Here is a 20,925-nt window from a genome sequence, read left to right as displayed (position 1 = left end):
ATTCAGTGGAGGCCCCCGTAGCCCGCCACACCGATGGCCATGCGCACGAGCTGGTAGGCCAGCCAGCTGAGACCGCGGCGGAACAGGGGCAGACGCTGCCAGTCCGAGGCGCGCAGTTCGCGGGCGCCGGAACAGATTGCCCGCTCCAGGCTTGCCCGCAGCTCGCACGCGAAGCGCGCATCGTCGATCACCACGTTCGCCTCCCGTGCGAGCAGCAGGCTGAAGGCATCGATGTTGCTCGACCCCACCGTCGACCAGGTGCGATCGACCACCGCAACCTTGGCGTGCAGGTAGCTGCGGTGGTATTCGAACAGGCGGATGCCACGCGCGAGCAAGGCCGGGTACAAGGCACGCGTGGCATAACCCTGCAGCGGATGGTCCGACAACCCCTGCAGCAGCAGGGTCACCTGCACGCCGCGCGCAGCCGCCTCCGTGAGCGCCTGGCGGAAGCGCCGCCCCGGAAAGAAATAGGCATTGGCGATGAGGATTTCCTCACGCGCCTTGGCGATCGCATCTAGGTAGGCATCCTCGATCGCGTGGCGATGGCGGAGGTTGTCACGCACCACGAAAGCAGCGCGAATGCCCCCGACCCGTTCGGTCTGCGGCGGCGCGAGCAGCGGCTGGGAGTCACGTCGACGGAAGCTCGCCCAGGCCACCAGCCGCCACAAGCGCTGCGCTGAAGCCACGATCGGCTCGAGCAGGGGTCCTTCGACATGCACTGCATAGTCGTAGCGCGGGTGCGAAAGCGCACCCGCATCGAAGTCGTCCACCACATTGATGCCACCGACGAAGGCCTCGCGCCCATCGATGGTGACGATCTTCCGATGCATACGGCGCAGGCGATGACGGCGCAGCGACAGCGGCCTGAGCTCACGGCGGTAGATCAGCACCTGCACCCCCGCGCTGCGCAGGCGCGGAAGGAGGCGGGCAACGAAGCTGCGGCCACCAAAGCCATCGATCATCACCCGCACCGCCACACCACGACCGGCGGCACGCGCCAGCGCGTCGGCGATGCGCTGCCCGGTGCCATCGTCCTCGAAGATATAGCTCTGCAGGAAGATCTCGCGTTCGGCCCGGTCGATCGCTGCCTCCACCGCAGGAAAATACTGCTCGCCGTTCTCCAGCAGCGCGACGGCGTTGCCGGCGAGAAACTGCATCAGACGATCGGCTCCAGATCGGCGGTCAGTGCGGCGTGATCGGAGATCTGTGCCCACGGTGCGCCGTAATGCACTTGTGCCTGCCGCACCCGGAAACCACGCACATAAATGCGATCGAGGCGGAAGAAGGGCAATGCGCTCGGGAAACTGCGCGCCGGCCGCCCGCGCCCGCCACCGAAGGCCTCCGCCAGGCCGAGTCGCCGCCCGAGCAACTCGTCCGCGTGATTGCGCCAGTCATTGAAGTCGCCTGCGATGATCAGCGGCGTGTCGCCCGGCGCAAGCTGCTCCATGCGCTCAGCCAGCGCCGCCATCTGTCGCCGCCGGCTGCCCGCCATCAGGCCCAGATGCACGCACACGCAATGCACCGGCCCGCCAAACTCGGGCAACTGGACCTCGCAGTGCAGCAGCCCGCGGCGTTCGAAGCGGTGATCGGAGACGTCCTGATTGGCGGAGCTCAGGATCAGGTGCCGGCTCAGGATCGCATTGCCATGGTGGCCATGGTCGTAGACGGCGTTACCACCATAGGCCGTCTGGTGCCAGGCCTCCTGTGCAAGAAACTCGTGCTGCGGCTCGAGTGGCCAGTCCGGATGGCGTGCCGGGTGCCCCAGATGCAGGCCCTGCACCTCCTGCAGGAACACAAGATCGGCGTCCAGGCTGCGCAGGCGGTCACGCAACTCATGCACCACCATGCGGCGGTTGAACTGCGAGAAGCCCTTGTGGATGTTGTAGCTGCAGATCCTGAGCGTCATCGCAGCCGGACCCCGTGGCTATGGATCAGGAAACCGCAAGCATGCGGTCGAGCGCAATCCGGGCGAGTTCGGCCTCGTGCTCGGGCACCTTGATCTGATTGACCACCTTGCCCTCGGCGAGGTTTTCCAGCGTCCACGCCAGATGCTGCGGGTCTATACGCTGCATGGTCGAGCACATGCACACGTTGGGCGCCATGAACTCGACGAGCTTGCCCTGCGGTTTCATCTCGTCCGCGAGGCGGCTGACAAGGTTGAGCTCGGTGCCCACCAGCCACTCGGTGTCATGCGGCGCGTTGGTGATGGTGTTGAGGATGAACTCGGTGGAGCCGACGTAATCGGATTTCTGGCACACCTCGAGCATGCTCTCCGGGTGTGAGATCACGAAGCCGTGCGGGTGCTTCTCGCGCCAGCGGTCGATGTGTACCGGCTGGAACATCTGGTGCACCGAGCAGTGCCCCTTCCACAGCAGGATCTTCGCCTTGCGGATCTGCTCTGGGGTGAGCCCGCCGTACTCGAGGTCGGGGTCCCACACCACCATCTCGTCGAGCGGAATGCCCTTCTTGAAACCGGTCCAGCGCCCGAGGTGCTGGTCGGGGAAGAACAGCACCTTCTCGCGCTTGGCGAACGCCCAGTCGAGGATGGTCGGTGCGTTGGTCGAGGTGCACACGATGCCGCCGTGCTCACCGCAGAAGGCCTTGAGGTCGGCCGCGGAGTTGATGTAGGTGACCGGAGTGATCAGCTCATCGGGCTTGTCGAGCACCTCGGCCAGTTCGCGCCAGCAGCGCTCGACCTTGGCCAGACTTGCCATGTCGGCCATCGAACAGCCGGCGGCGAGATCGGGAAGGATGGCGATCTGGCTGGGCTTGGACAGGATGTCGGCGACCTCGGCCATGAAGTGCACACCGCAGAACACGATGAACTCGGCGTCCGTCTGCGACGCGAGGCGCGCAAGCTTGAGCGAGTCCCCGGTAAGGTCGGCGTGCTGGTATACATCGGCACGCTGGTAGTGATGGCAGAGCAGCACCGCGCGATCGCCGAGGCGCGCGCGCGCGGCGCGGATCCGCGCCTGCGCCTCGTCGTCGGCGAGCACGTTGAAGCGGTCGAAGCTGATGGTGGAGACTTGCATGTTCTGGTATCCGGATCCGGTCGGGACAATCCCGGGGTTACGGGCGTCGGACCCTGCACGCGGCGGCGGGTTCGGCCGGGCCGCGCAGGGCCGGGTAAGGAGTTGTTGCAGCTCAGCCCTGATACCAAGGCAGGCCGGCATGGCGCCAGCCACCAGTGCGGTTGCGCTGGTTGTTGGCGTCTTTGTCGCCCTCGAAGCCTTCGAGGACGTTGTAGCAGTTGGCATAGCCCGCCGAGGTAGCGAGGCGCGCAGCCGAATCCGAGCGCACGCCGGAGCGGCAGATGAACAGCACCAGCGCCTCGGGATCGACCTGATGCTTGAGCTGGGCCAGGAAGTTGGGATTTTCCTGCATCGAGGGATAGGACTTCCACTCGATCTCCACCGCACCCGGCACCCGGCCGACCCAATCGAGTTCGGCGCGCGTGCGCACATCCACCAGCTTGGCGCCGGGGGCGAGCTGCATCACCTGCCAGGTTTCAGCGGGCGTCAGCGCACCCGGGTACGGCAGCCCGAGGTTTTCCGCACGTGCGTGCGCAAGGGACAACAAGTCCGACAGGGTTCCCATGCGAACATCCGTCTAAAATGTAGGTCGGCCGAAGTATAGCGCGTCCGCCGCGCCACCCCCATGCACCCCTCACACGCCCCCCAAAGACCCTCCGGCACCGCCACAGCCCGCGAACTCCAGCATGATGACGGCGCGCGCGGAAAAGGCATCCAGCGCACCACCCTGGTCGCCATCATCACCAACGCGGCCCTGGCCGTGGGGCAGGTCATCATCGGCCTGTTCGCCAATGCCTTCAGCCTGGTGGCAGACGCGGCGCACACGCTGTCCGACCTGGTCACCGACCTGCTCGTGCTGGTGGCAGGGCGCAAGGGCGCCGACCCGGCCGACACGGACCATCCCTATGGACACGGCCGCATCGAGACCGCGACCACGCTCGTGCTGGGCGCGGTGCTCGCGGGGGTGGGCATCGGCTTCCTGTGGAGTTCGGGCGTGCGCCTGCAGCACATGGACGCATTGCCGGAGCTGCATCCGGCTGCACTGATCATGGCGCTGATCACCCTGTTCGCCAAAGAGGGGCTGTTCCGATTCACGCTCTCGGCCGCACGCCGCCTGCGCGCGCCCGTACTCGAGGCCAACGCCTGGCACGCGCGCTCGGACGCTGCCTCCTCACTGGTGGTGGCGGCGGGCATCGGCGGCAGCCTGGCGGGCTACCCCTTTCTGGAGCCGCTCGCGGCGGCAGTGGTCGGTTTCCTGATCCTGCACATGGGGCTGAAGCTGGCCTGGAAGGCGGTCGGCGAGCTGATCGACACGGGACTCCCCGAGGAGGAACTCCAGCGTCTGCGCAAGACGATCGAGGACACGCCGGGCGTCATCGGGCTGCACGACATGCGCACCCGGCGCATGGCCGACCGCGTGCTTTGCGATGCCCATGTGCAGGTCGATCCACGCATCACGGTATCCGAGGGGCACCGCATCTCCGACGCGGTTTACATGCGCGTTCGCACTGCACACCCCGAGGTGCGCGACGTGCTGGTTCACATCGATCCGGAAGACGACGGCGACCTGCAGGTCGTGCCGCCGGGCCCACTACCCGAACGTGCAGAGATCGTCGCCAGCATGCGCACACTGCTCGGCGCGGACTTGCCCCCGCCCTCGCGCGTGCAGATCCACTACCTCGGCCAGCGCGTCGAGGTTGAACTCTTCCTGTCTTCGGCCCCCGCCGGCCTGGAACTCGATGCACTGCAACAGCGCATCGCACACTGGCTCAGGGCCTACCCCCGCTTTCGGAGCATCCGTGTATTCCACACCCTTGCACCATGACGGTGCATACCAACCCCGCGCCGCACCACCTGGGTGCAGAATCAGGCGGACTCAGGCACCGCTTTCGGGCATCGCCCCTTATGGCACAATGATTCGCGCATCTGCGAAACTTGGCACGCTTACTGCTTAGTGCCTTGCACAGACATCCGGTGCAACGACCTCGACCTCTTGCGGCCGCTGCTCCACCCGCTCAACACCCGCATCGCCTCATCTCACCAGGAGTGAAAATGAACGCCCAAGACGTCATGAAGCTGATCCAGGAAAACGAAGTGCGCTTCGTGGACCTGCGCTTTACCGATACCCGCGGCAAGGAGCAGCACGTCGGCCTGCCCGTGTCCGCTTTCGAAGAAGAGCACTTCGAGCACGGCCATCCCTTCGACGGCTCGTCGATCGCGGGCTGGAAAGGCATCCAGGCTTCGGACATGGTGCTGATGCCCGAGCCCTCGTCCGCCTACATCGACCCCTTCTTCGACGAGACCACGCTGGTCATCACCTGCGACGTCATCGAACCGTCCGACGGCAAGGGCTACGACCGCGACCCGCGCTCGATCGCCAAGCGCGCCGAGGCCTACCTGAAGAGCACGGGCATCGGCGACACCGCTTTCTTCGGCCCGGAACCCGAGTTCTTCATCTTCGACTCGGTCGAGTGGTCGGTGGACATGTCGGGCGTGTACAGCAAGATCATCTCGGAAGAGGCCGCCTGGTCCACCGCCGACAAGTTCGAGGGCGGCAACACCGGCCACCGTCCGCGCGTCAAGGGCGGCTACTTCCCGGTCCCGCCGGTCGACAGCCTGAACGATGTGCGCGCCGCCATGTGCCTCGCACTCGAGGCCTGCGGCGTGCCGGTCGAGGTGCACCACCACGAGGTGGCCAACGCCGGCCAGTGCGAGATCGGCACCAAGTTCAGCACGCTGACCAAGCGCGCCGACTGGACCCAGGTCCTGAAGTACATCGTGCACAACGTTGCACACCAGTACGGCAAGACCGCCACCTTCATGCCCAAGCCCATCGTCGGCGACAACGGCTCCGGCATGCACGTGCACCAGTCGATCTGGAAGGACGGCCAGAACCTGTTCGCAGGTAACGGCTACGCCGGCCTGTCCGAGATGGCCCTGTACTACATCGGCGGCATCATCAAGCATGCCCGTGCGCTCAACGCCATCACCAACCCAGGCACCAACTCTTACAAGCGCCTGGTGCCGCACTATGAGGCCCCGACCAAGCTGGCCTACTCGGCACGCAACCGCTCGGCCTCGATCCGCATCCCCTACACTGCCAACCCGAAGGGCCGCCGCATCGAAGCACGCTTCCCGGATCCCCTGGCCAACCCCTACCTGTGCTTCGCCGCGCTGATGATGGCGGGTCTGGACGGCATCCAGAACAAGATCCACCCGGGCGACCCGGCCGACAAGAACCTGTACGACCTGCCGCCGGAAGAGGATGCGCTGATCCCGACCGTGTGCACCAGCCTCGAGCAGGCGCTGGAGTATCTCGACAAGGATCGCGAATTCCTGACCCGTGGCGGCGTGTTCTCCAACGACTTCATCGACGCCTACATCGCACTCAAGCAGGAAGAGGTCGACCGCATGCGCATCACCACTCACCCGGTGGAATTCGACATGTACTACAGCCTGTAATCCAGGGCTTACTGCGCAGTCAGGAAAGGACGGGCATTGCCCGTCCTTTTTTTCTGGAGTCTAATCAGGCTTCATTCCGCAAGGGCAAGGGCGCACGACCGTGCATTCGCCACGGAAGCGGCCCCCAGGACACGCGCATGCATCCATCGAAACTCCTTCCCCTGATCCTGCTTGCCGGCCTCGCCCCGTCTGCATGGGCCGACATCTACAAGTGCACCGACCCCGACGGACGAGTGACCTACACCAACGACCGCTCGCTCGGACGCGGCTGTGTACGCCTCGAGTCAGACCAGGCGGTGTCGACCATCCCCGCGCCCCCGCGCAGCCCGGCAGCGAGCACGCCAAAGGGCACGCCTGCGGCGGCGACACCCGGAAGTTTTCCGCGCGTAAGCCCCGACGATCAGCGCAACCGTGACGACGCACGCCGCAAGGTTCTCGCGGGCGAACTCGAGCACGAGGAAAAGTCCCTCGCCGAAGCCGAGCAGGCGCTCGCCGAACAGGAGTCAATCCGAACGGGCGACGAGCGCAACTACCAGAAGGTGCTCGATCGCCTGCAGCCCTTCAAGGACAAGGTCGAGCTCCACAAACGCAACATCGAGGCCCTGCGCCGGGAGATCTCGGGTCTGCGATGATCCACATCTGGCGCGTATCTTGCTTCTGATCGAAAGAATCCCTCGGACGCGCCCATGCCAACCCCTCCCAGCCACACCGCCGCAGCCCCATTTGCCGGACTCGAGTTGCTGTCCTCTGCCGTCATCCTGGTGGATGGGCAGTTGGCGATCCGCTATATCAATCCGGGCGCAGAAAATCTCTTCGCCATCAGCCAGCGCAAGCTGCTCGGCCAGCCTCTCGAGCGTCTGCTCGGGAAGCCCGCGGGGCTGAGCGCGGCACTCGAGAACGCACTGCGCACGAACTGGAGCTACACCGGGCAGGACCTCACGGTAACCTGCAGGGAAGCCAGCCCGATCCGCCTGGACTGCACGGTCACACCCATCGAGGCGGCGGGCGCACGTTTGCTGCTGGAGTTCCGCCCCATCGACGCACAGCTGAGGGTCGCACGGGAAGAACAGCTGCTCCAGCAGCAGCAGGCCAACCGAGAGCTGATCCGCAACCTCGCGCACGAGATCAAGAACCCGCTGGGCGGCATCCGCGGCTCGGCACAGTTGCTGCAGCACGAGCTTGACGACCCGCAGCTGCGCGAGTTCACCGACGTCATCATCGCCGAAGCGGACCGCCTGCAGGACCTGATGAACCGGCTGCTGAGCTCACACTGCATGATGCGGCCGGCGGCGCTCAACATTCATGACGTGCTCGAGCGGGTGCGCAGGTTGATCCTCGCGGAGTTTCCCGCCCTCGACATCCGCCGCGACTACGACCTCAGCCTGCCCGAGTTCACCGCCGACCGCGAACAGCTCATCCAGGCCGTGCTGAACATCGTGCGCAACGCAGCCCAGGCGCTCGGTGGCAGTGGCGAGATCAGGTTGCGCACCCGGGTTGCACGCCAGGTGACACTCGCCAAGCGCCGGTACCGGCTGGCACTGGAATTGCAAGTGATCGACAACGGCCCCGGCATCCCCGCGGAGATCCGCGACCGGATCTTCTATCCGCTGGTCTCCGGGCGCGAGGGCGGTAGCGGGCTAGGGCTGTCGCTCGCGCAAAGTTTCATCGAGCAACATCAGGGCATGATCGAGGTCGACAGCCGCCCCGGGCGCACCTGCTTCACGATCCTGCTGCCGATTACCGAGCGCGCCTGAGCGCCTTCGTGCCCCGCCCCCGCGGGAGACCGAAGCGCCGGCACGCACCAAAAAGGTGCATAGACCATGAACACCGTCTGGATCATCGACGACGACCGCTCCATCCGCTGGGTGCTGGAAAAGGCACTCGGCAGGGAGGGCATCGACCACGCCAGTTTCAGCTCCGCAGGCGACGCACTCGCAGAACTCGAGCGTACCCCGCAAGCCCCAGCCGCACTGCTGTCCGACATCCGCATGCCGGGCGAAACAGGGCTGGACCTGCTGCGCAAGGTCAAGGAGCACCACCCTCACCTGCCGGTCATCATCATGACGGCCTATTCGGACCTGGACAGCGCGGTGGCGGCCTTCCAGGGCGGCGCCTTCGAGTACCTGCCCAAGCCCTTCGACGTAGACCAGGCGGTAGCACTGGTGCGCCGTGCGCTCGAGCAGACTGCGCACCAGCATGGTGCAAGCGAGGAAACCTCCCTCGCGCCCGAAATCCTCGGCCAGGCGCCGGCGATGCAGGAGGTGTTCCGCGCGATCGGCCGCCTCGCCCACTCCCACGCCACAGTGCTGATCAACGGTGAGTCCGGCTCGGGAAAGGAGCTCGTGGCCCGCGCACTGCACCGCCACAGCCCGCGCCGTGACGCCCCCTTCATCGCCATCAACACCGCGGCCATCCCGCGCGACCTGCTTGAATCCGAGCTTTTCGGCCATGAGCGTGGCGCCTTCACCGGGGCCGCGACCCAGCGCCGCGGACGCTTCGAGCAAGCCGATGGCGGAACCCTGTTCCTGGATGAGATCGGCGATATGCCGGCCGAGCTGCAGACACGGCTGCTGCGCGTGCTCTCCGACGGCCACTTCTACCGCGTCGGCGGCCAGCAGCCAATCCGCGCAAACGTTCGCGTGATTGCCGCCACCCATCAGGACCTGGAAGAACGCGTGCGCCAAGGCCTGTTCCGCGAGGATCTTTTCCACCGCCTCAACGTCATCCGCCTGCGCCTGCCGCCGCTCCGCGAACGGCGCGAGGACATCCCGCTACTGGTACGCCACTTCCTGCAGAAGAGTGCGCAAGATCTCGGCGTGGAACGCAAGCGTATCTCCGACGCCGCGCTCGATTACCTTCAGGGCCAACCCTTCCCGGGCAACGTACGCCAGCTGGAAAACCTGTGCCACTGGCTGACGGTGATGGCGCCAGCCCAGATCGTCGAGGTCGCCGATCTGCCGCCCGAGATGCGCGACCAGCCTGGACGCGAAGCGCCCACGAGCTGGATCGAAGGGCTGTCCTCCGAGGCCGACCGCCTGATCGCGACCCACCCCGGCGAAGTATTCGACCGCCTCACGCGTGACTTCGAGCGAGCCCTGATCCGGCGCGCGCTTGCAGCCACAGGCGGAAGGCGCATCGAGGCGGCACAACTGCTCGGCATCGGTCGCAACACCATCAGCCGCAAGATCCACGAGCTTGGCATGGACGAAGACGCGCCCGGCAACCACACCGAGAGCTGAGCCCCACGTGGGGCTGCGCCCTGCTCGTCCGCGCGGCCCTGATCGCGGATAATGCGTCTTTTCCTCCCGCATCCACGAGCCCGTGCCACCTCAAGTTCCACCGCCAGCAGCTTCCCCCCCATGTGCACACCCCCAGCCCGCGGTCGGGGCCGATGCGGTCGCCGCGGTGCAGGCGAGGCTGGGCATGCTCGCAGGCGACTTCTCCATCATTTGGGTGGACGAGTGCGCTTCCACCAATGGCACGCTCACCGCGGCCCCGCCCGCCGACGATGGCCGGGTGCATGTGCTCGTCGCGAACCGGCAGACCGCGGGTCGAGGTCGGCGCGGGCGGGCGTGGCTGTCATGGCCAGGTTCCAGTCTGACGTTTTCGGTGCTATGGCGCTTCATGCCCGGCGCACCGGCCCCCGCCGGACTTTCTTTGGTGGCGGGCCTCGCACTGGCGCGCGCGCTCGAGGGGCTCGGTGCCCAGGGCATCCAGCTCAAATGGCCCAACGACGTGCTCGTACACGGCGAGAAGCTCGCAGGCATTCTCGTCGAACTGCTGCCCGCGCGCGGTCGCCCACCGGCAGCGGTGATCGGCATCGGGCTCAACCTGCACCTACCCACCGGCATCTCGGTCCCGGGGCAAAGCGGCGTAACCGATCTCTCACGCACCCTCGAGCATGAGCTGCCCGCGGCGACAATCGTTCTGGCCGCAATCCTGACCGAGCTCCACGGGCTGTTCGAGATCTATGCCAGCGCAGGCTTTCCGGCGCTGCGCGGCGCCTGGCAACAGCGCCATGCCTTCACCGACCTGCCTGTCTGCATCCGCGGTGAAGACAGCGCCCTCTACGGGATCTGCGCGGGCGTGGATGAGGACGGGGCGCTGTTGCTGCGCACCGAGGCGGGGCTGCAGCGCGTGCTTGCGGGCGATGTTTCCCTGCGGCCCGGCGATGGAGCTGGTGCATGAAGCTCCTGCTCGTCGACGCCGGAAATACGCGCATCAAATGGCGCGTGGTGCGCGCCGTTCAGCCGCTCGAAGCGCTCATGGAAGGGGCGATCGGGCATGGCGAGGTGCAGGCGCTCGGCCAGATCCGCGCTGCGAACCCCGACCTTGCACGCGTCTTCGGCTGCAACGTCGCGGGGGCGGCAGTCGCCACACAGATCGCTGACGCCTGCGGGGGGCTCGCTGTGGACTGGCTGGTATCGAGCCATCACTGCGCGGGCCTGACCAATCTTTACGACGAACCCGCCCAACTCGGCGCCGACCGCTGGGCTGCACTCATCGGCGCCCGCTACCTTCAGGGCGGCCCCTGCCTGGTCGTCATGGCCGGCACCGCCACCACGGTGGATCTGCTCACCGCCAACGGCGTCTTCCTGGGCGGCCTGATCCTGCCCGGCGTGACGCTGATGCAGCAGTCCCTGGCGCGTGGCACCGCACAACTGCCGCTCGCGGACGGCCGCTTCACCCCGCAGCCCCGCCGCACGGTCGACGCAATCCATTCCGGTTGCATTCAGGCCCAGGCCGGCGCCATATGCCGTATGTTCCGCCAGATCGAGGCAGAACCGGGTGCGATCTGCCTGCTCGGCGGTGGAGCAGCAGACAGCTTTGCCCACCTGATCGAAATTCCGCTGCGCCGCATCGACAACCTGGTCCTCGCCGGACTGGGCGTTGCCGCAACCGACGCATCACGGGAAACCTCACCCATAACGAACTGAAACGCACACAAGGGAGAACCACGATGGAAGCCACCCGCATCCTGCTCGACGCCGCCGACATCCCCACCCACTGGTACAACATCGCTGCAGACCTGCCCACGCCGCTCGCGCCGCCATTGGGGCCAGACGGGAAGCCCGCCACCGCCGAGCAGATGGGCGCCATCTTCCCGCCCGCGATCCTCGAGCAGGAGATGAGCACCGAGCGCTGGATCGCGATTCCCGAGCAGGTGCGTGAGATCTACCGCCTCTGGCGCCCCAGCCCCCTGGTGCGCGCGGTGCGCCTGGAGCAGGCTCTGGGCACGCCCGCGAAGATCTTCTTCAAGTACGAGGGCGTTTCGCCCGCAGGCTCGCACAAACCCAACTCCGCGGTGCCGCAGGCCTTCTACAACAAGCAGGCCGGCATCACCCGCCTGACCACAGAGACCGGCGCCGGCCAGTGGGGCTCGTCGATCGCCTTCGCCGGGCAGATGTTCGGGCTGGAGGTGCGCATCTACATGGTCAAGGTCAGCTACGACCAGAAGCCCTACCGCCGGCTGATGATGCAGACCTGGGGTGGCGAGGTCTTCGCCAGCCCCTCACCGCACACCGAGACCGGCCGCCGCCTGCTCGCCGAGAACCCGGACAACCCCGGCTCGCTCGGCATCGCGATCTCCGAAGCGGTGGAAGAGGCCGCCGGCCGCACCGACACCAACTACACCCTGGGCTCCGTGCTCAACCACGTCGTGCTGCACCAGAGCATCATCGGCCTAGAGGCGAAGAAGCAGCTCGACAAGGTCGGCCTCTACCCCGACGTGGTGATCGGCCCCTGCGGCGGTGGTTCGAGCTTTGCCGGCATCGCCTTCCCCTTCCTAGCCGATAAGGCCGCGGGGGACAAGCGCGCCGAAGCACTGCGCTGCGTCGCGGTCGAACCCTCGTCCTGCCCCACCCTGACCAAGGGCACCTACGCCTATGACTATGGCGACGCCTCGGGCTTCACGCCACTTATGAAGATGTACACCCTCGGACACGACTTCATGCCGCCCGGCATCCATGCCGGCGGCCTGCGCTACCACGGCGACTCACCGCTCGTGTCCAACCTGCTCCATGCCGGCCTGATCGAGGCGAGCGCGGTGTCGCAACTGGCGACCTTCGAGGCCGGCGTGCAGTTCGCCCGCGCCGAGGGCATCATCCCGGCGCCGGAGTCCTGCCACGCGATCCGCGCCGCCATCGACGAGGCGCTCGCCTGCAAGGCCACCGGCGAATGCAAGACCATCCTGTTCAACCTGACCGGCCACGGTCACTTCGACATGAGCTCCTACGAGCGTTACTTCACCGGCCAGCTCGAAGACTACGACTACCCGGCCGATGCGGTGGCGCGCTCGCTCGCACACCTCCCCAAGCTCGGCTGAGCACGGGTCGACTGCGCCGCCCGGGTTCCCCCCGGGCCGACGCTCGTCTAAGCTATCGGCATGACCCTGCGCTTCCTGATCATCCTGCTGCTGATGCTCAACCTGCTGGCCTACGCCATCGTGCGTGGCTGGCTGGGCGAGGCTGGGCAACTCGGCGAACCCCATCGCATCTCCGGGCAGTTGCACCCGGAGCGCATCCGCCTGAGCGGCGACAGCGGGCCCCAAGCCGCACTGGTGAGCGCAATCCCCGCCCTGCCCGGCGCAGATGCATCCGAGGACGGAACCACAGCCACCATCGCCGAGCCCGAGATGCCACCCGTCGCGCCAGAAACGGGCCCAGAGGGCGAGAACGATGCGGCGCCCACCACGACCTCCGCGCCGTCGGCGGTCGACGAAACACAGGCTACCGTCGGCATGTCGGCGACGAATGACACGCAGGCGTCGGAACAGACCGCAGGGACAGATGCCGAGGACCCCGAAAGCGATCTGGCGGAAGGGGACATCACGACTGCCGCGCCCTCGCACGGAAGCCCACCCGCCATGCCCGCGCAGGCCACATGCCAGGCCTGGGTCGGCCTATCCGGCGAGGAGGCCGAGTTGCTCGCCCAACGCCTGCGCCGCATCGGCCTCACTGCAACACGCACGCGCAGCGATGCACCCGAGTCGTGGTGGGTACGCATTCCGCCCCAGGGCAGCCGCAGCGCAGCCGAACGACGGGAGGTGGAGCTTAATCTGCAGGGCGTGACCGATACCTTCATCGTGCAGGAAGCCGGCCCCGCCCAATACGCAATCTCGCTGGGCCTGTTCAAGACGGAGGCCCGTGCACGCGTCCTGCTCGACCAGTTGCGTGCGCGCGGCGTTCAGGGGGCTGGCATCGAAGCCCGCATGCGAACAAATCATCGTATCGAGGCGAGGGTCCTGGAAGACCAATTGCGTGTCGTCGAGTCCGCCGCGCGTGGCCTGACCGCAAAACGCCAGCCCTGCTCCCCACGCTGACGTCCACCGCATGCATCCCACCCCCCCCTACATCGTCGGCCTTACCGGCGGCATCGGCAGCGGAAAGAGCGCTGCGAGCGATCATTTCGCCAAGCTTGGCGCCACGGTGGTCGATACCGACCTCATCGCGCACGCACTCACCGCACCGGACGGCGGCGCAATCGAATCCATACGCCAGTGCTTCGGCGATGCACTCATCGCCGCAGACGGAAGCCTCGACCGCGCAGCGATGCGTGCACTGGTCTTCACGCAACCGGAAGCTCGCCGCCGCCTCGAATCCATCCTGCATCCGATGATCGGAGAACAGAGCACAAAGCGCTGCCTGGAGGCCCCCGGGCCTTACGTGATTCTTGCCGTTCCTCTACTGATCGAGTCGAAGACCTACCGCGAGCGGTGCGACCGCGTCTGCGTCGTTGACTGCCCGGAAGCCCTCCAGCGTGCGCGCGTGAAGCGCCGCAGCGGACTCCCCGACGCGCAAATCGACGCCATCCTGTCCGCCCAGGCCAGTCGGGCCGAGCGCCTCGCCGCCGCAGACGATGTCATCGACAACTCCACCTCGCTGGAGGTCTTGCAGGCACAGGTCGAGCGCCTGCATGCCCTTTATCTGGCGGCCGCGGCAGCCCGCTGAACGCCGGCGGCCGCGACCGCCCCCGGCTGCGTGATACAGGGCCTGTGCTATCATCGTCGCGATTGAAAAGGGCGCAAGACAGGCGGAAAGATTGCGGTGATCAGCTACGAATATCCTCTCAACGAGCGCATCCGCACGCTGTTGCGTCTGGAGGATCTGTTCGTGAAGATCGCACACTTCACGGCCGGCGACACCCCGCAGGATCACCACGTCGCACTGCTCACGATCTTCGAGACACTGGAAGTCGCGGGCCGGGCGGACCTCAAGGTCGACCTGGTCCAGGAACTCGAGCGTCAGCGCCAGATCCTGATGTCCTTCCGCAACAACCCCGAGATCTCCGAGGAAGCGCTCTCCGGCGCGCTCTACGAGATCGAGCAGGCATCAAGCAGTCTGCTCGCAATGGCCGGAAAGATCGGCCAGTACCTGCGTGAGAACGAATGGTTGATGAGCATCCGCAGCCGGGCCGCTATTCCCGGCGGTGTCTGCCAGTTCGACCTGCCCTCCTACCACTTCTGGCTCAATCGAGATCCGGCGGTCCGCCGCCGCGACATGGAGGTGTGGATTCATCCAATGTCGCCGATTCGTGACGGCATCGAAATCGTACTGCGGCTGCTACGCAGCAGCGGTCGCCCCGAGCCGCAACTCGCCCGCAGCGGAGCGTTCCAGCTCACCATGGCGGGGCGCACGGCGCAGATGGTACGTGTACGGCTCGCCCGGGCAGAAACGGTCGTCCCCGAAATCAGCGCCAACAAGTATGCGCTGAACGTACGCTTCATGCTCCCGGAAACGGTCGCTCGCCCCCGCTTGGCCGAGCGCGACGTGGCCTTCGAGCTGACCTTTTGCTCGCTGTGAACACGCAATGACCGAGCGCGTCCGCACCGTCAACTGTCCGACCTGCGGGAAGGCGGTACCTTGGACGCCGGAGAGCCGGCATCGCCCCTTCTGTTCCGCACGCTGTCGCCAGATCGATCTCGGCGCCTGGGCGTCCGAAGCCTATCGCGTACCGACCTCTCCGCCCGACGCCCCGCTGGACGACATCGACTTCCAGCCTCCGGGCCTCGGGGAGGGACGCAAGCGCTGAAAGCACAGCCCGCCTAGCCCACCGCTTTCACCGGAACCACGGCATCCGACTGCCCCCCATGCCACAGCCCGCGGATCGCGGCGATGCCGTGAGCGCCAGCATCGCGGGCCGTCTCCATGTCATCGGGCCGCAGGCCACCCAGCGCGAATACCGGTATCGGCAAACCCGCCACCTGCTCGGCAAAGGCAGGCCAACCCAGTCCGGCACGCCCCGGGTGACTACGTGTGGGGAGCACCGGCCCCAGCAGCGCGTAGTCGAGCCCAAGCGCCGCCGCATGCTCGAGCTCCGCACGCGTATGGCAGGAGGCGCCTACCCACTCGAAGTCCGGGCGGACCTCAGCCTGAAGAAGATCCGCAGCCGGCAAATGCAGCCCGTCAGCACCGATTTCGCGCGCCAGGCACGCGTCGGCATTGAGCAGCAGCAGCCCCCCATGCTTGCGCACGCGTGCAAGCGCTGCACGCGCAAAACGCGCACGCACTGCGCCAGACAAGCCGCCTTCGCGTACTTGCACCAAGCGCAGCCCCCCTGCAAGCGCACGTTCCAGCGCATCGAGCTGCGCATCAGCACCGATCTCAGCAGCGTGGGTGATACCCATCGTGCGCGGCAGACGTAACGCCTTCAGGATCGGACCGTTCGCTGGAAGCATGGGCTCGCACGCGGCTTCCTCGGGCAAGACCCAGGCAAGCGCGGCGTGAACATGCTCCACGAGTTCGCCCTCCCATGCAGCGACCTCGAAAAAATGCAGACGTACATGGGCATGTTCGTATAGGTGCTCGCGCCGTAACCATGGCCGCAGCTTCGTCACGCGAATGCCAAGTTCCTCCTGCAGTTCCCTGCACAAAGCCTCCGCGGCGCTCTCGCCGGCTTCGACCTTTCCACCCGGGAATTCCCAATAGCCGGCATACACGGTGTCAGCACCGCGCTGGCCAAGCAGATAGCGCCCGTCCGGACGCAACAGAACGCCAGCGGCGACATCGACCCGTTTGCGTACCATCACACTGCCTCTTGGAGGCGCCCGGCGTGGTCACGTGCAAACTGCCAGGCCACGCGCCCAGAGCGCGATCCGCGCATCAGTGCCCACTGCAGAGCCTCCTGGCGTGCGGCTTCGATCTCGGCCGGAGCAACGCCGAAGCTACCCAGCCAGTAGGCGACGATGTCCAAGTATTCATCCTGGCTGAATGGGTAGAAGGAAACCCAGAGGCCGAAGCGCTCCGAAAGCGAGACCTTCTCCTCCACCGCCTCGCCTGGGTGCAACTCCCCATCCACATGCCGCGCCTGGAGGTTCTCATCATGGTATTCAGGCATGAGATGGCGCCGGTTAGAGGTCGCGTAGATCAGCACGTTGTCGGACATCGCCGAAACCGATCCATCGAGCACGCTCTTGAGCGCCTTGTAGGCGTCCTCCCCCTCCTCGAATGAGAGATCGTCGCAGAACAGAATGAAGCGCTCAGGGCGACCCTCGAGGAGTTCGACAATCTCGGGGAGATCCATCAGATCGCCCTTGTCAACCTCGATCAGACGCAGCCCACGCTCCGCATATTCATTCAGCAAGGCCTTGACCAGGGAAGATTTTCCCGTGCCACGGGCGCCCGTCAGGAGAACGTTGTTCGCCCGCCGCCCGGCAAGGAACTGCCGGGTGTTACGGTCGACGCGTTCCTTTTGCTCGTCTACGTCCTGGATGTCCGCAAGCCGGATGCCGTGCGGAGATTTCACCGTGCGCAGCGTCGCGTGCCCACGGCGGCGCTGCCAGCGAAAAGCGTGGGCGGCGTCCCAGTCGGGCGCGCTTGCCGGACCGGGCAAGAGAGTTTCCAGGCGCTCGAGCACACGCTCGGCGCGGCGGAGCAGATCGGCGAGTTCAGTCGTCATCAGGAGTGTCGCAGGTGGTCAGTGCGCAGGGCCATCGGCACCGGGCCCGTGCCCGGTATACTCGCAGCCACGCCAACAATTCAAGCGAATGCTCAGGATATCACCCATGCACCTCCGCAGGCCCGCGTTCCTCAAGGACGCCGCGCAACGTCACCTGAACACGCGTGCCCGGCAAATCGTTACCCCCGCCCTGGTCGCGATGTTGCTGGGCGCCTGTAGCCATGCACCGGCGCCACAGGAATCGGCCGCAGGCAGCACCTGCCCACCCCCAGCGCCGTGCCCAGCCTGTCCCCCATGCGTAGGTCCTGGCCCCGCAGCGCCAGCGGCACCCTCCACGCGCCCCTTGCGCGCGGTCAGTTGGGCCGATATACCGGGATGGCGGCTCGATGACCCGGCGTCGGCTTGGCCAGCCTTGCGCACTTCGTGCTCCACCTTGGTGCGCCAGCCCGCTTGGCAAGCCACGTGCGACGCCGCCGCGCGGATCGGTGACAGGCCGACCGAGGCGATCGTACGGCAGTTCTTCGAGAGCCGCTTCACCCCCTGGCAACTCGTCAACCCAGACAGCAGCACAGAGGGACTGGTGACGGGCTATTACGAACCGCTGATCCAGGGCAGCCGCCAGCGCAACACCCGCAGCCGCTGGCCGATTCACGGCGTGCCGGCCGACATGCTGACCGTGGAACTCGGCGACGTGCATCCGGAGCTAAAGCATCTACGCTTGCGGGGGCGCATCGTCGGCAACAAGGTGGTACCGTACTGGAGCCGCCAGCAGATCGACGACCGCGGCGGGCAGCTTCCTGCACCCGTGCTGCTCTGGGCGGATGACCCGATCGATCTGTTCTTCCTTCAGGTCCAGGGCTCCGGGCGAGTACGCCTGCCAGACGGCAGCATGGTGCGGGTTGGCTATGCAGACCAGAACGGACACCCTTACCAATCCATCGGCCGCTGGCTGGTGGCGCAGGGCGAACTCACCCTGGACAGGGCGTCCATGGACGGCATCAAGCGTTGGGCGCAGGACAACCCGCAACGGCTCCAGGAACTGCTGCACGCGAATCCGAGCTACGTCTTCTTCCGCGAGCTGCCAAGCTCGAATGACGGCCCCATCGGGGCGCTCGGCGTCCCGCTGACGGAAGGGCGTAGCATCGCGGTGGATCCCCGCTTCGTCCCGCTTGGCGCGCCCGTGTTCCTCTCGACGAGCTTCCCGAACAGCAGCCTGCCGCTCAACCGTCTCGTGCTCGCCCAGGACACCGGCGGCGCGATCAAGGGAACGGTGCGGGCAGACTTCTTCTGGGGCTTCGGCGCTGAGGCTGGGCGAGAAGCCGGACGCATGCGCCAGCAAGGGCAGATGTGGGCCATCCTGCCCAACGGCATGACGCCTCCCGCCCTGCGCTGAACGCAGCCCCCGTTGGTGCTTGCGTGCGAAACCGATTTCTCGAGCGGCTACACGCCGCCCGAGAAGCTCCCGGCTCAGGGATTGGCGTCCTCGATCGCCTGTTCCAGTTGCGCACGCGGCATGTAGCCGCCGATACGCGTGCCATCGGCGAGGAAGATGGTTGGCGTTCCCGTGATGCGCAAGCTCTGGCCAAGCTCTACATTGCGCGCGATCGCGCTGGTATCGCACTTCGCGTCAGTCGGCACCTTGCCGCTGACCACCCAATCCGTCCACGCCTGTGCGGCGTCATTGGCGCACCAGATGTTGTCGGATTTCTTCGCCGAGTCTTCACTCAGGATGGGGTAGAGAAAGGTGTACACCGTCACATCGTCCATCTCGGCAAGCTCCTTACCCAGACGCTTGCAGTATCCACAGTTCGGGTCCTCAAAAGTCGCGATGACCCGCGTCCCCTTACCTCTGACCAGTTTCACGGCCTGATCGAGCGGGAGCGAAGAAAAGTCGATCGCGGAGAGCTCATTGAGTCGAGCCTGGGTGATGTTCTGTCGCGACGACGTTTCAATAATGCTTCCATCAAGGATGAAGCTGTTCGTGGCATCCGTGTACACCAGCTGCCCGTTCTTCAGCACCACCTCATACAAGCCGCCGTATCCGGTTTTCGTCACTGATTCGACCGCAGGCGCACCGATGAAGGCCTCCATTTGCTTCCGGACATCGTCTTCACTCGCTTGGACTGTGCCCGCAACGAGAACGGTGCAGGCAAAGGCAAGGGGCGTGACCATGGTACGTGTGAACGTACCCATTGTTCGATTCATCTGATTCTCCAATGCATTCAAAGGCGACCGTTAGCAGCGTAACGGACAAGCACGTCCTTTAAGACCGGCAAGCGGGTCGTGAGGTTCAGCCCGGCATTGCGCAGTAGAGAAAGGACGGGATCCCGGGTTCCAAAGAAGCGATTCAGGCCGTGCGTGGCGTACTGCAACAAGAAGGGCTCCTCCGCCCGACGACGCGCATAGCGGCGCAGGACGCTCAGATCGCCCGGGTCCTCCCAGGAGGCGAGCCCCGCCAGCTCTTCGGCAAGCACCCTTGCATCCTGGAAGCCGAGATTGATGCCATGCCCCGAAAGCGGATGAATCGCGTGTGCAGCATCACCGATGAGCGCAACCCGAGTCTGCACCGTTTCGGCCACCCGCATCAGCCGCAAAGGAAACGCCGCGCGCGGCGCAAGCAGCGAGAACGCCCCGAGCCGATGCGCGCCCGCTTCGGCCACATGCGCGCAGAACGCAGCGTCGTCCAGCGCGAGGAGCGCATCGGCCGTCTCGTCCGGTGCAGACCAGACGATGGACACCGCATCCCCTGCAAGCGGTAGCCACGCCAGTACGCCGTCCTCGCGAAACCATTGGAATGCGGTGCCATGGTGCGAGCGCTCACAATGCAAATTCGCGACCACGCCCTTCTCGTGATATGGCGTGACAGACGCCTGGATACCTGCCTGCTGGCGTACCCAAGAGTCCCTTCCATCCGCCCCTACCAACAGCCTTGCAGACAGGCGTCTTCCATCCTGGAGCACGAGCGAAACACCACCGTCGTGCCTTTCCATGGCATCAGGTGCACCAGGGCAGAACAGCGTCACGTTGTGTTGACGCTTCAGGCTCTCCCACAGTTCCACATGCACGAGACTGGATTCAGCAATCCATGCGAGCTGCGCCAAGCCGCTCTCGTAGGCCGAAAAGTTCAGCTTTCCACCTGCGTCGCCCTCGATAAGCATCTCGGCCACGGGACAAAGACGACTTCTATCGAGATGCTCCCAGACGCCGAGCGATTCCAGAAAAGCCGCACTTGCAGGACTGTACGCATAGATCCGCGTATCCCACCCGTCACAGCGCTTCGGGGCTGCATGCTCCACGAGTGCGATTCTCAATGCGCTTCGCCGAAGCGCGACGGCAAGCGCAGCACCCGCAAGGCCACCACCGACGATGATGAGATCGAACTTCATCGTGATCTCCGAAATCTCTCAAGCCCCGGATTGTGCCTGATGGTTCTGGGCGCGTCACACCGCTGCCGAGACGTCAGCTGCAGTTGGTGCCGTGTAGACGCACGAACGCCCTGATGATTTTATGTTCATCAGGGCGTTGTGTAGTTGGG

The 20,925-nt window shown here is 65.8% G+C and carries 21 protein-coding genes; 13 read left to right on the top strand and 8 right to left on the bottom strand.

What is annotated here, in order from left to right:
* Positions 1-2 precede the first annotated feature (2 nt).
* The 4 genes from clsB to ACUH78_RS17045 all read right to left on the bottom strand — a co-directional run bounded on the left by clsB (position 3) and on the right by ACUH78_RS17045 (position 3,597).
* A complete protein-coding gene (gene clsB / locus ACUH78_RS17060; RefSeq protein ID WP_418365439.1) occupies positions 3-1,157 on the bottom strand; it encodes a cardiolipin synthase ClsB in 1,155 nt (384 codons plus the stop codon).
* A complete protein-coding gene (locus ACUH78_RS17055; protein ID WP_418365440.1) occupies positions 1,157-1,906 on the bottom strand; it encodes an endonuclease/exonuclease/phosphatase family protein in 750 nt (249 codons plus the stop codon). The genes clsB and ACUH78_RS17055 overlap by 1 nt, the downstream gene beginning before the upstream one ends.
* Positions 1,907-1,931: 25 nt before the next feature.
* Positions 1,932-3,032, bottom strand: coding sequence for a quinolinate synthase NadA (gene nadA / locus ACUH78_RS17050; protein WP_418365441.1), 1,101 nt, complete (start codon positions 3,030-3,032; stop codon positions 1,932-1,934).
* Positions 3,033-3,144: 112 nt separating this feature from the next.
* Positions 3,145-3,597, bottom strand: coding sequence for a rhodanese-like domain-containing protein (locus ACUH78_RS17045; RefSeq protein WP_418365442.1), 453 nt, complete (start codon positions 3,595-3,597; stop codon positions 3,145-3,147).
* Between the two features lie 60 nt (positions 3,598-3,657).
* Between ACUH78_RS17045 and ACUH78_RS17040 the strand changes: the two genes are divergently transcribed.
* The 12 genes from ACUH78_RS17040 (at position 3,658) to ACUH78_RS16985 (ending at position 15,524) form a co-directional block, all read left to right on the top strand.
* Positions 3,658-4,857 (top strand): cation diffusion facilitator family transporter, encoded by a 1,200-nt coding sequence (locus tag ACUH78_RS17040; protein WP_435751316.1) that lies wholly within the window; start codon positions 3,658-3,660, stop codon positions 4,855-4,857.
* 227 nt (positions 4,858-5,084) lie between these two features.
* Positions 5,085-6,494, top strand: coding sequence for a type I glutamate--ammonia ligase (glnA, locus tag ACUH78_RS17035; protein WP_418365444.1), 1,410 nt, complete (start codon positions 5,085-5,087; stop codon positions 6,492-6,494).
* A gap of 137 nt (positions 6,495-6,631) precedes the next feature.
* Entirely contained in the window at positions 6,632-7,126 is a 495-nt protein-coding gene (locus ACUH78_RS17030; protein WP_445334132.1) for a DUF4124 domain-containing protein, read from the top strand.
* 54 nt (positions 7,127-7,180) lie between these two features.
* Positions 7,181-8,248 carry a nitrogen regulation protein NR(II) gene (gene glnL, locus ACUH78_RS17025; RefSeq protein WP_445334133.1) on the top strand — a complete coding sequence of 356 codons (1,068 nt, stop codon included), beginning with the start codon at positions 7,181-7,183 and terminating at the stop codon, positions 8,246-8,248.
* 66 nt (positions 8,249-8,314) lie between these two features.
* Positions 8,315-9,733 carry a nitrogen regulation protein NR(I) gene (gene ntrC, locus ACUH78_RS17020; RefSeq protein ID WP_418365447.1) on the top strand — a complete coding sequence of 473 codons (1,419 nt, stop codon included), beginning with the start codon at positions 8,315-8,317 and terminating at the stop codon, positions 9,731-9,733.
* A 184-nt stretch (positions 9,734-9,917) separates the two neighbouring features.
* Positions 9,918-10,682, top strand: a complete 765-nt coding sequence (locus ACUH78_RS17015; RefSeq protein ID WP_445334134.1) for a biotin--[acetyl-CoA-carboxylase] ligase — start codon at positions 9,918-9,920, stop codon at positions 10,680-10,682.
* Entirely contained in the window at positions 10,679-11,431 is a 753-nt protein-coding gene (locus ACUH78_RS17010; protein ID WP_445334135.1) for a type III pantothenate kinase, read from the top strand. The genes ACUH78_RS17015 and ACUH78_RS17010 overlap by 4 nt, the downstream gene beginning before the upstream one ends.
* 23 nt (positions 11,432-11,454) lie before the next feature.
* Positions 11,455-12,819, top strand: coding sequence for a TrpB-like pyridoxal phosphate-dependent enzyme (locus ACUH78_RS17005; protein ID WP_445334136.1), 1,365 nt, complete (start codon positions 11,455-11,457; stop codon positions 12,817-12,819).
* Positions 12,820-12,879: 60 nt separating this feature from the next.
* Positions 12,880-13,815, top strand: a complete 936-nt coding sequence (locus ACUH78_RS17000) for an SPOR domain-containing protein (protein WP_445334137.1) — start codon at positions 12,880-12,882, stop codon at positions 13,813-13,815.
* Between the two features lie 10 nt (positions 13,816-13,825).
* Complete coding sequence (gene coaE / locus ACUH78_RS16995; protein ID WP_445334138.1) at positions 13,826-14,443, top strand: dephospho-CoA kinase; 618 nt, start codon at positions 13,826-13,828, stop codon at positions 14,441-14,443.
* A 96-nt stretch (positions 14,444-14,539) separates the two neighbouring features.
* Positions 14,540-15,295 carry a cell division protein ZapD gene (gene zapD, locus ACUH78_RS16990; RefSeq protein ID WP_445334139.1) on the top strand — a complete coding sequence of 252 codons (756 nt, stop codon included), beginning with the start codon at positions 14,540-14,542 and terminating at the stop codon, positions 15,293-15,295.
* Between the two features lie 7 nt (positions 15,296-15,302).
* Complete coding sequence (locus tag ACUH78_RS16985; RefSeq protein WP_418365454.1) at positions 15,303-15,524, top strand: DNA gyrase inhibitor YacG; 222 nt, start codon at positions 15,303-15,305, stop codon at positions 15,522-15,524.
* A 13-nt stretch (positions 15,525-15,537) separates the two neighbouring features.
* Here ACUH78_RS16985 and ACUH78_RS16980 read toward each other — a convergent pair whose 3' ends face one another.
* Both ACUH78_RS16980 and ACUH78_RS16975 read right to left on the bottom strand, forming a co-directional pair.
* On the bottom strand, positions 15,538-16,518 hold the full coding sequence (locus ACUH78_RS16980) for a Nudix family hydrolase (RefSeq protein ID WP_445334140.1): 981 nt from the start codon (positions 16,516-16,518) through the stop codon (positions 15,538-15,540).
* Entirely contained in the window at positions 16,518-17,390 is an 873-nt protein-coding gene (locus ACUH78_RS16975) for an ATP-binding protein (RefSeq protein ID WP_445334141.1), read from the bottom strand. Before ACUH78_RS16975 ends, ACUH78_RS16980 begins: the two co-directional genes overlap by 1 nt.
* Positions 17,391-17,802: 412 nt before the next feature.
* Between ACUH78_RS16975 and mltA the strand changes: the two genes are divergently transcribed.
* Positions 17,803-18,783: a murein transglycosylase A gene (mltA, locus tag ACUH78_RS16970; RefSeq protein ID WP_510497577.1), complete on the top strand. Its 981-nt coding sequence runs from the start codon at positions 17,803-17,805 to the stop codon at positions 18,781-18,783.
* A gap of 74 nt (positions 18,784-18,857) precedes the next feature.
* Here mltA and ACUH78_RS16965 read toward each other — a convergent pair whose 3' ends face one another.
* Together ACUH78_RS16965 and ACUH78_RS16960 are read right to left on the bottom strand one after the other, a co-directional pair.
* On the bottom strand, positions 18,858-19,562 hold the full coding sequence (locus ACUH78_RS16965; protein WP_418365509.1) for a DsbC family protein: 705 nt from the start codon (positions 19,560-19,562) through the stop codon (positions 18,858-18,860).
* 50 nt (positions 19,563-19,612) lie between these two features.
* Positions 19,613-20,776 carry a UbiH/UbiF family hydroxylase gene (locus ACUH78_RS16960; protein WP_445334142.1) on the bottom strand — a complete coding sequence of 388 codons (1,164 nt, stop codon included), beginning with the start codon at positions 20,774-20,776 and terminating at the stop codon, positions 19,613-19,615.
* Between the last annotated feature and the right edge of the window lie 149 nt (positions 20,777-20,925).

The organism is Thauera sp. ZXT1-4 (assembly GCF_052598215.2).
Note: the sequence above shows the minus strand (reverse complement) of the source record. Positions and strands in the feature narration are given on the sequence as shown.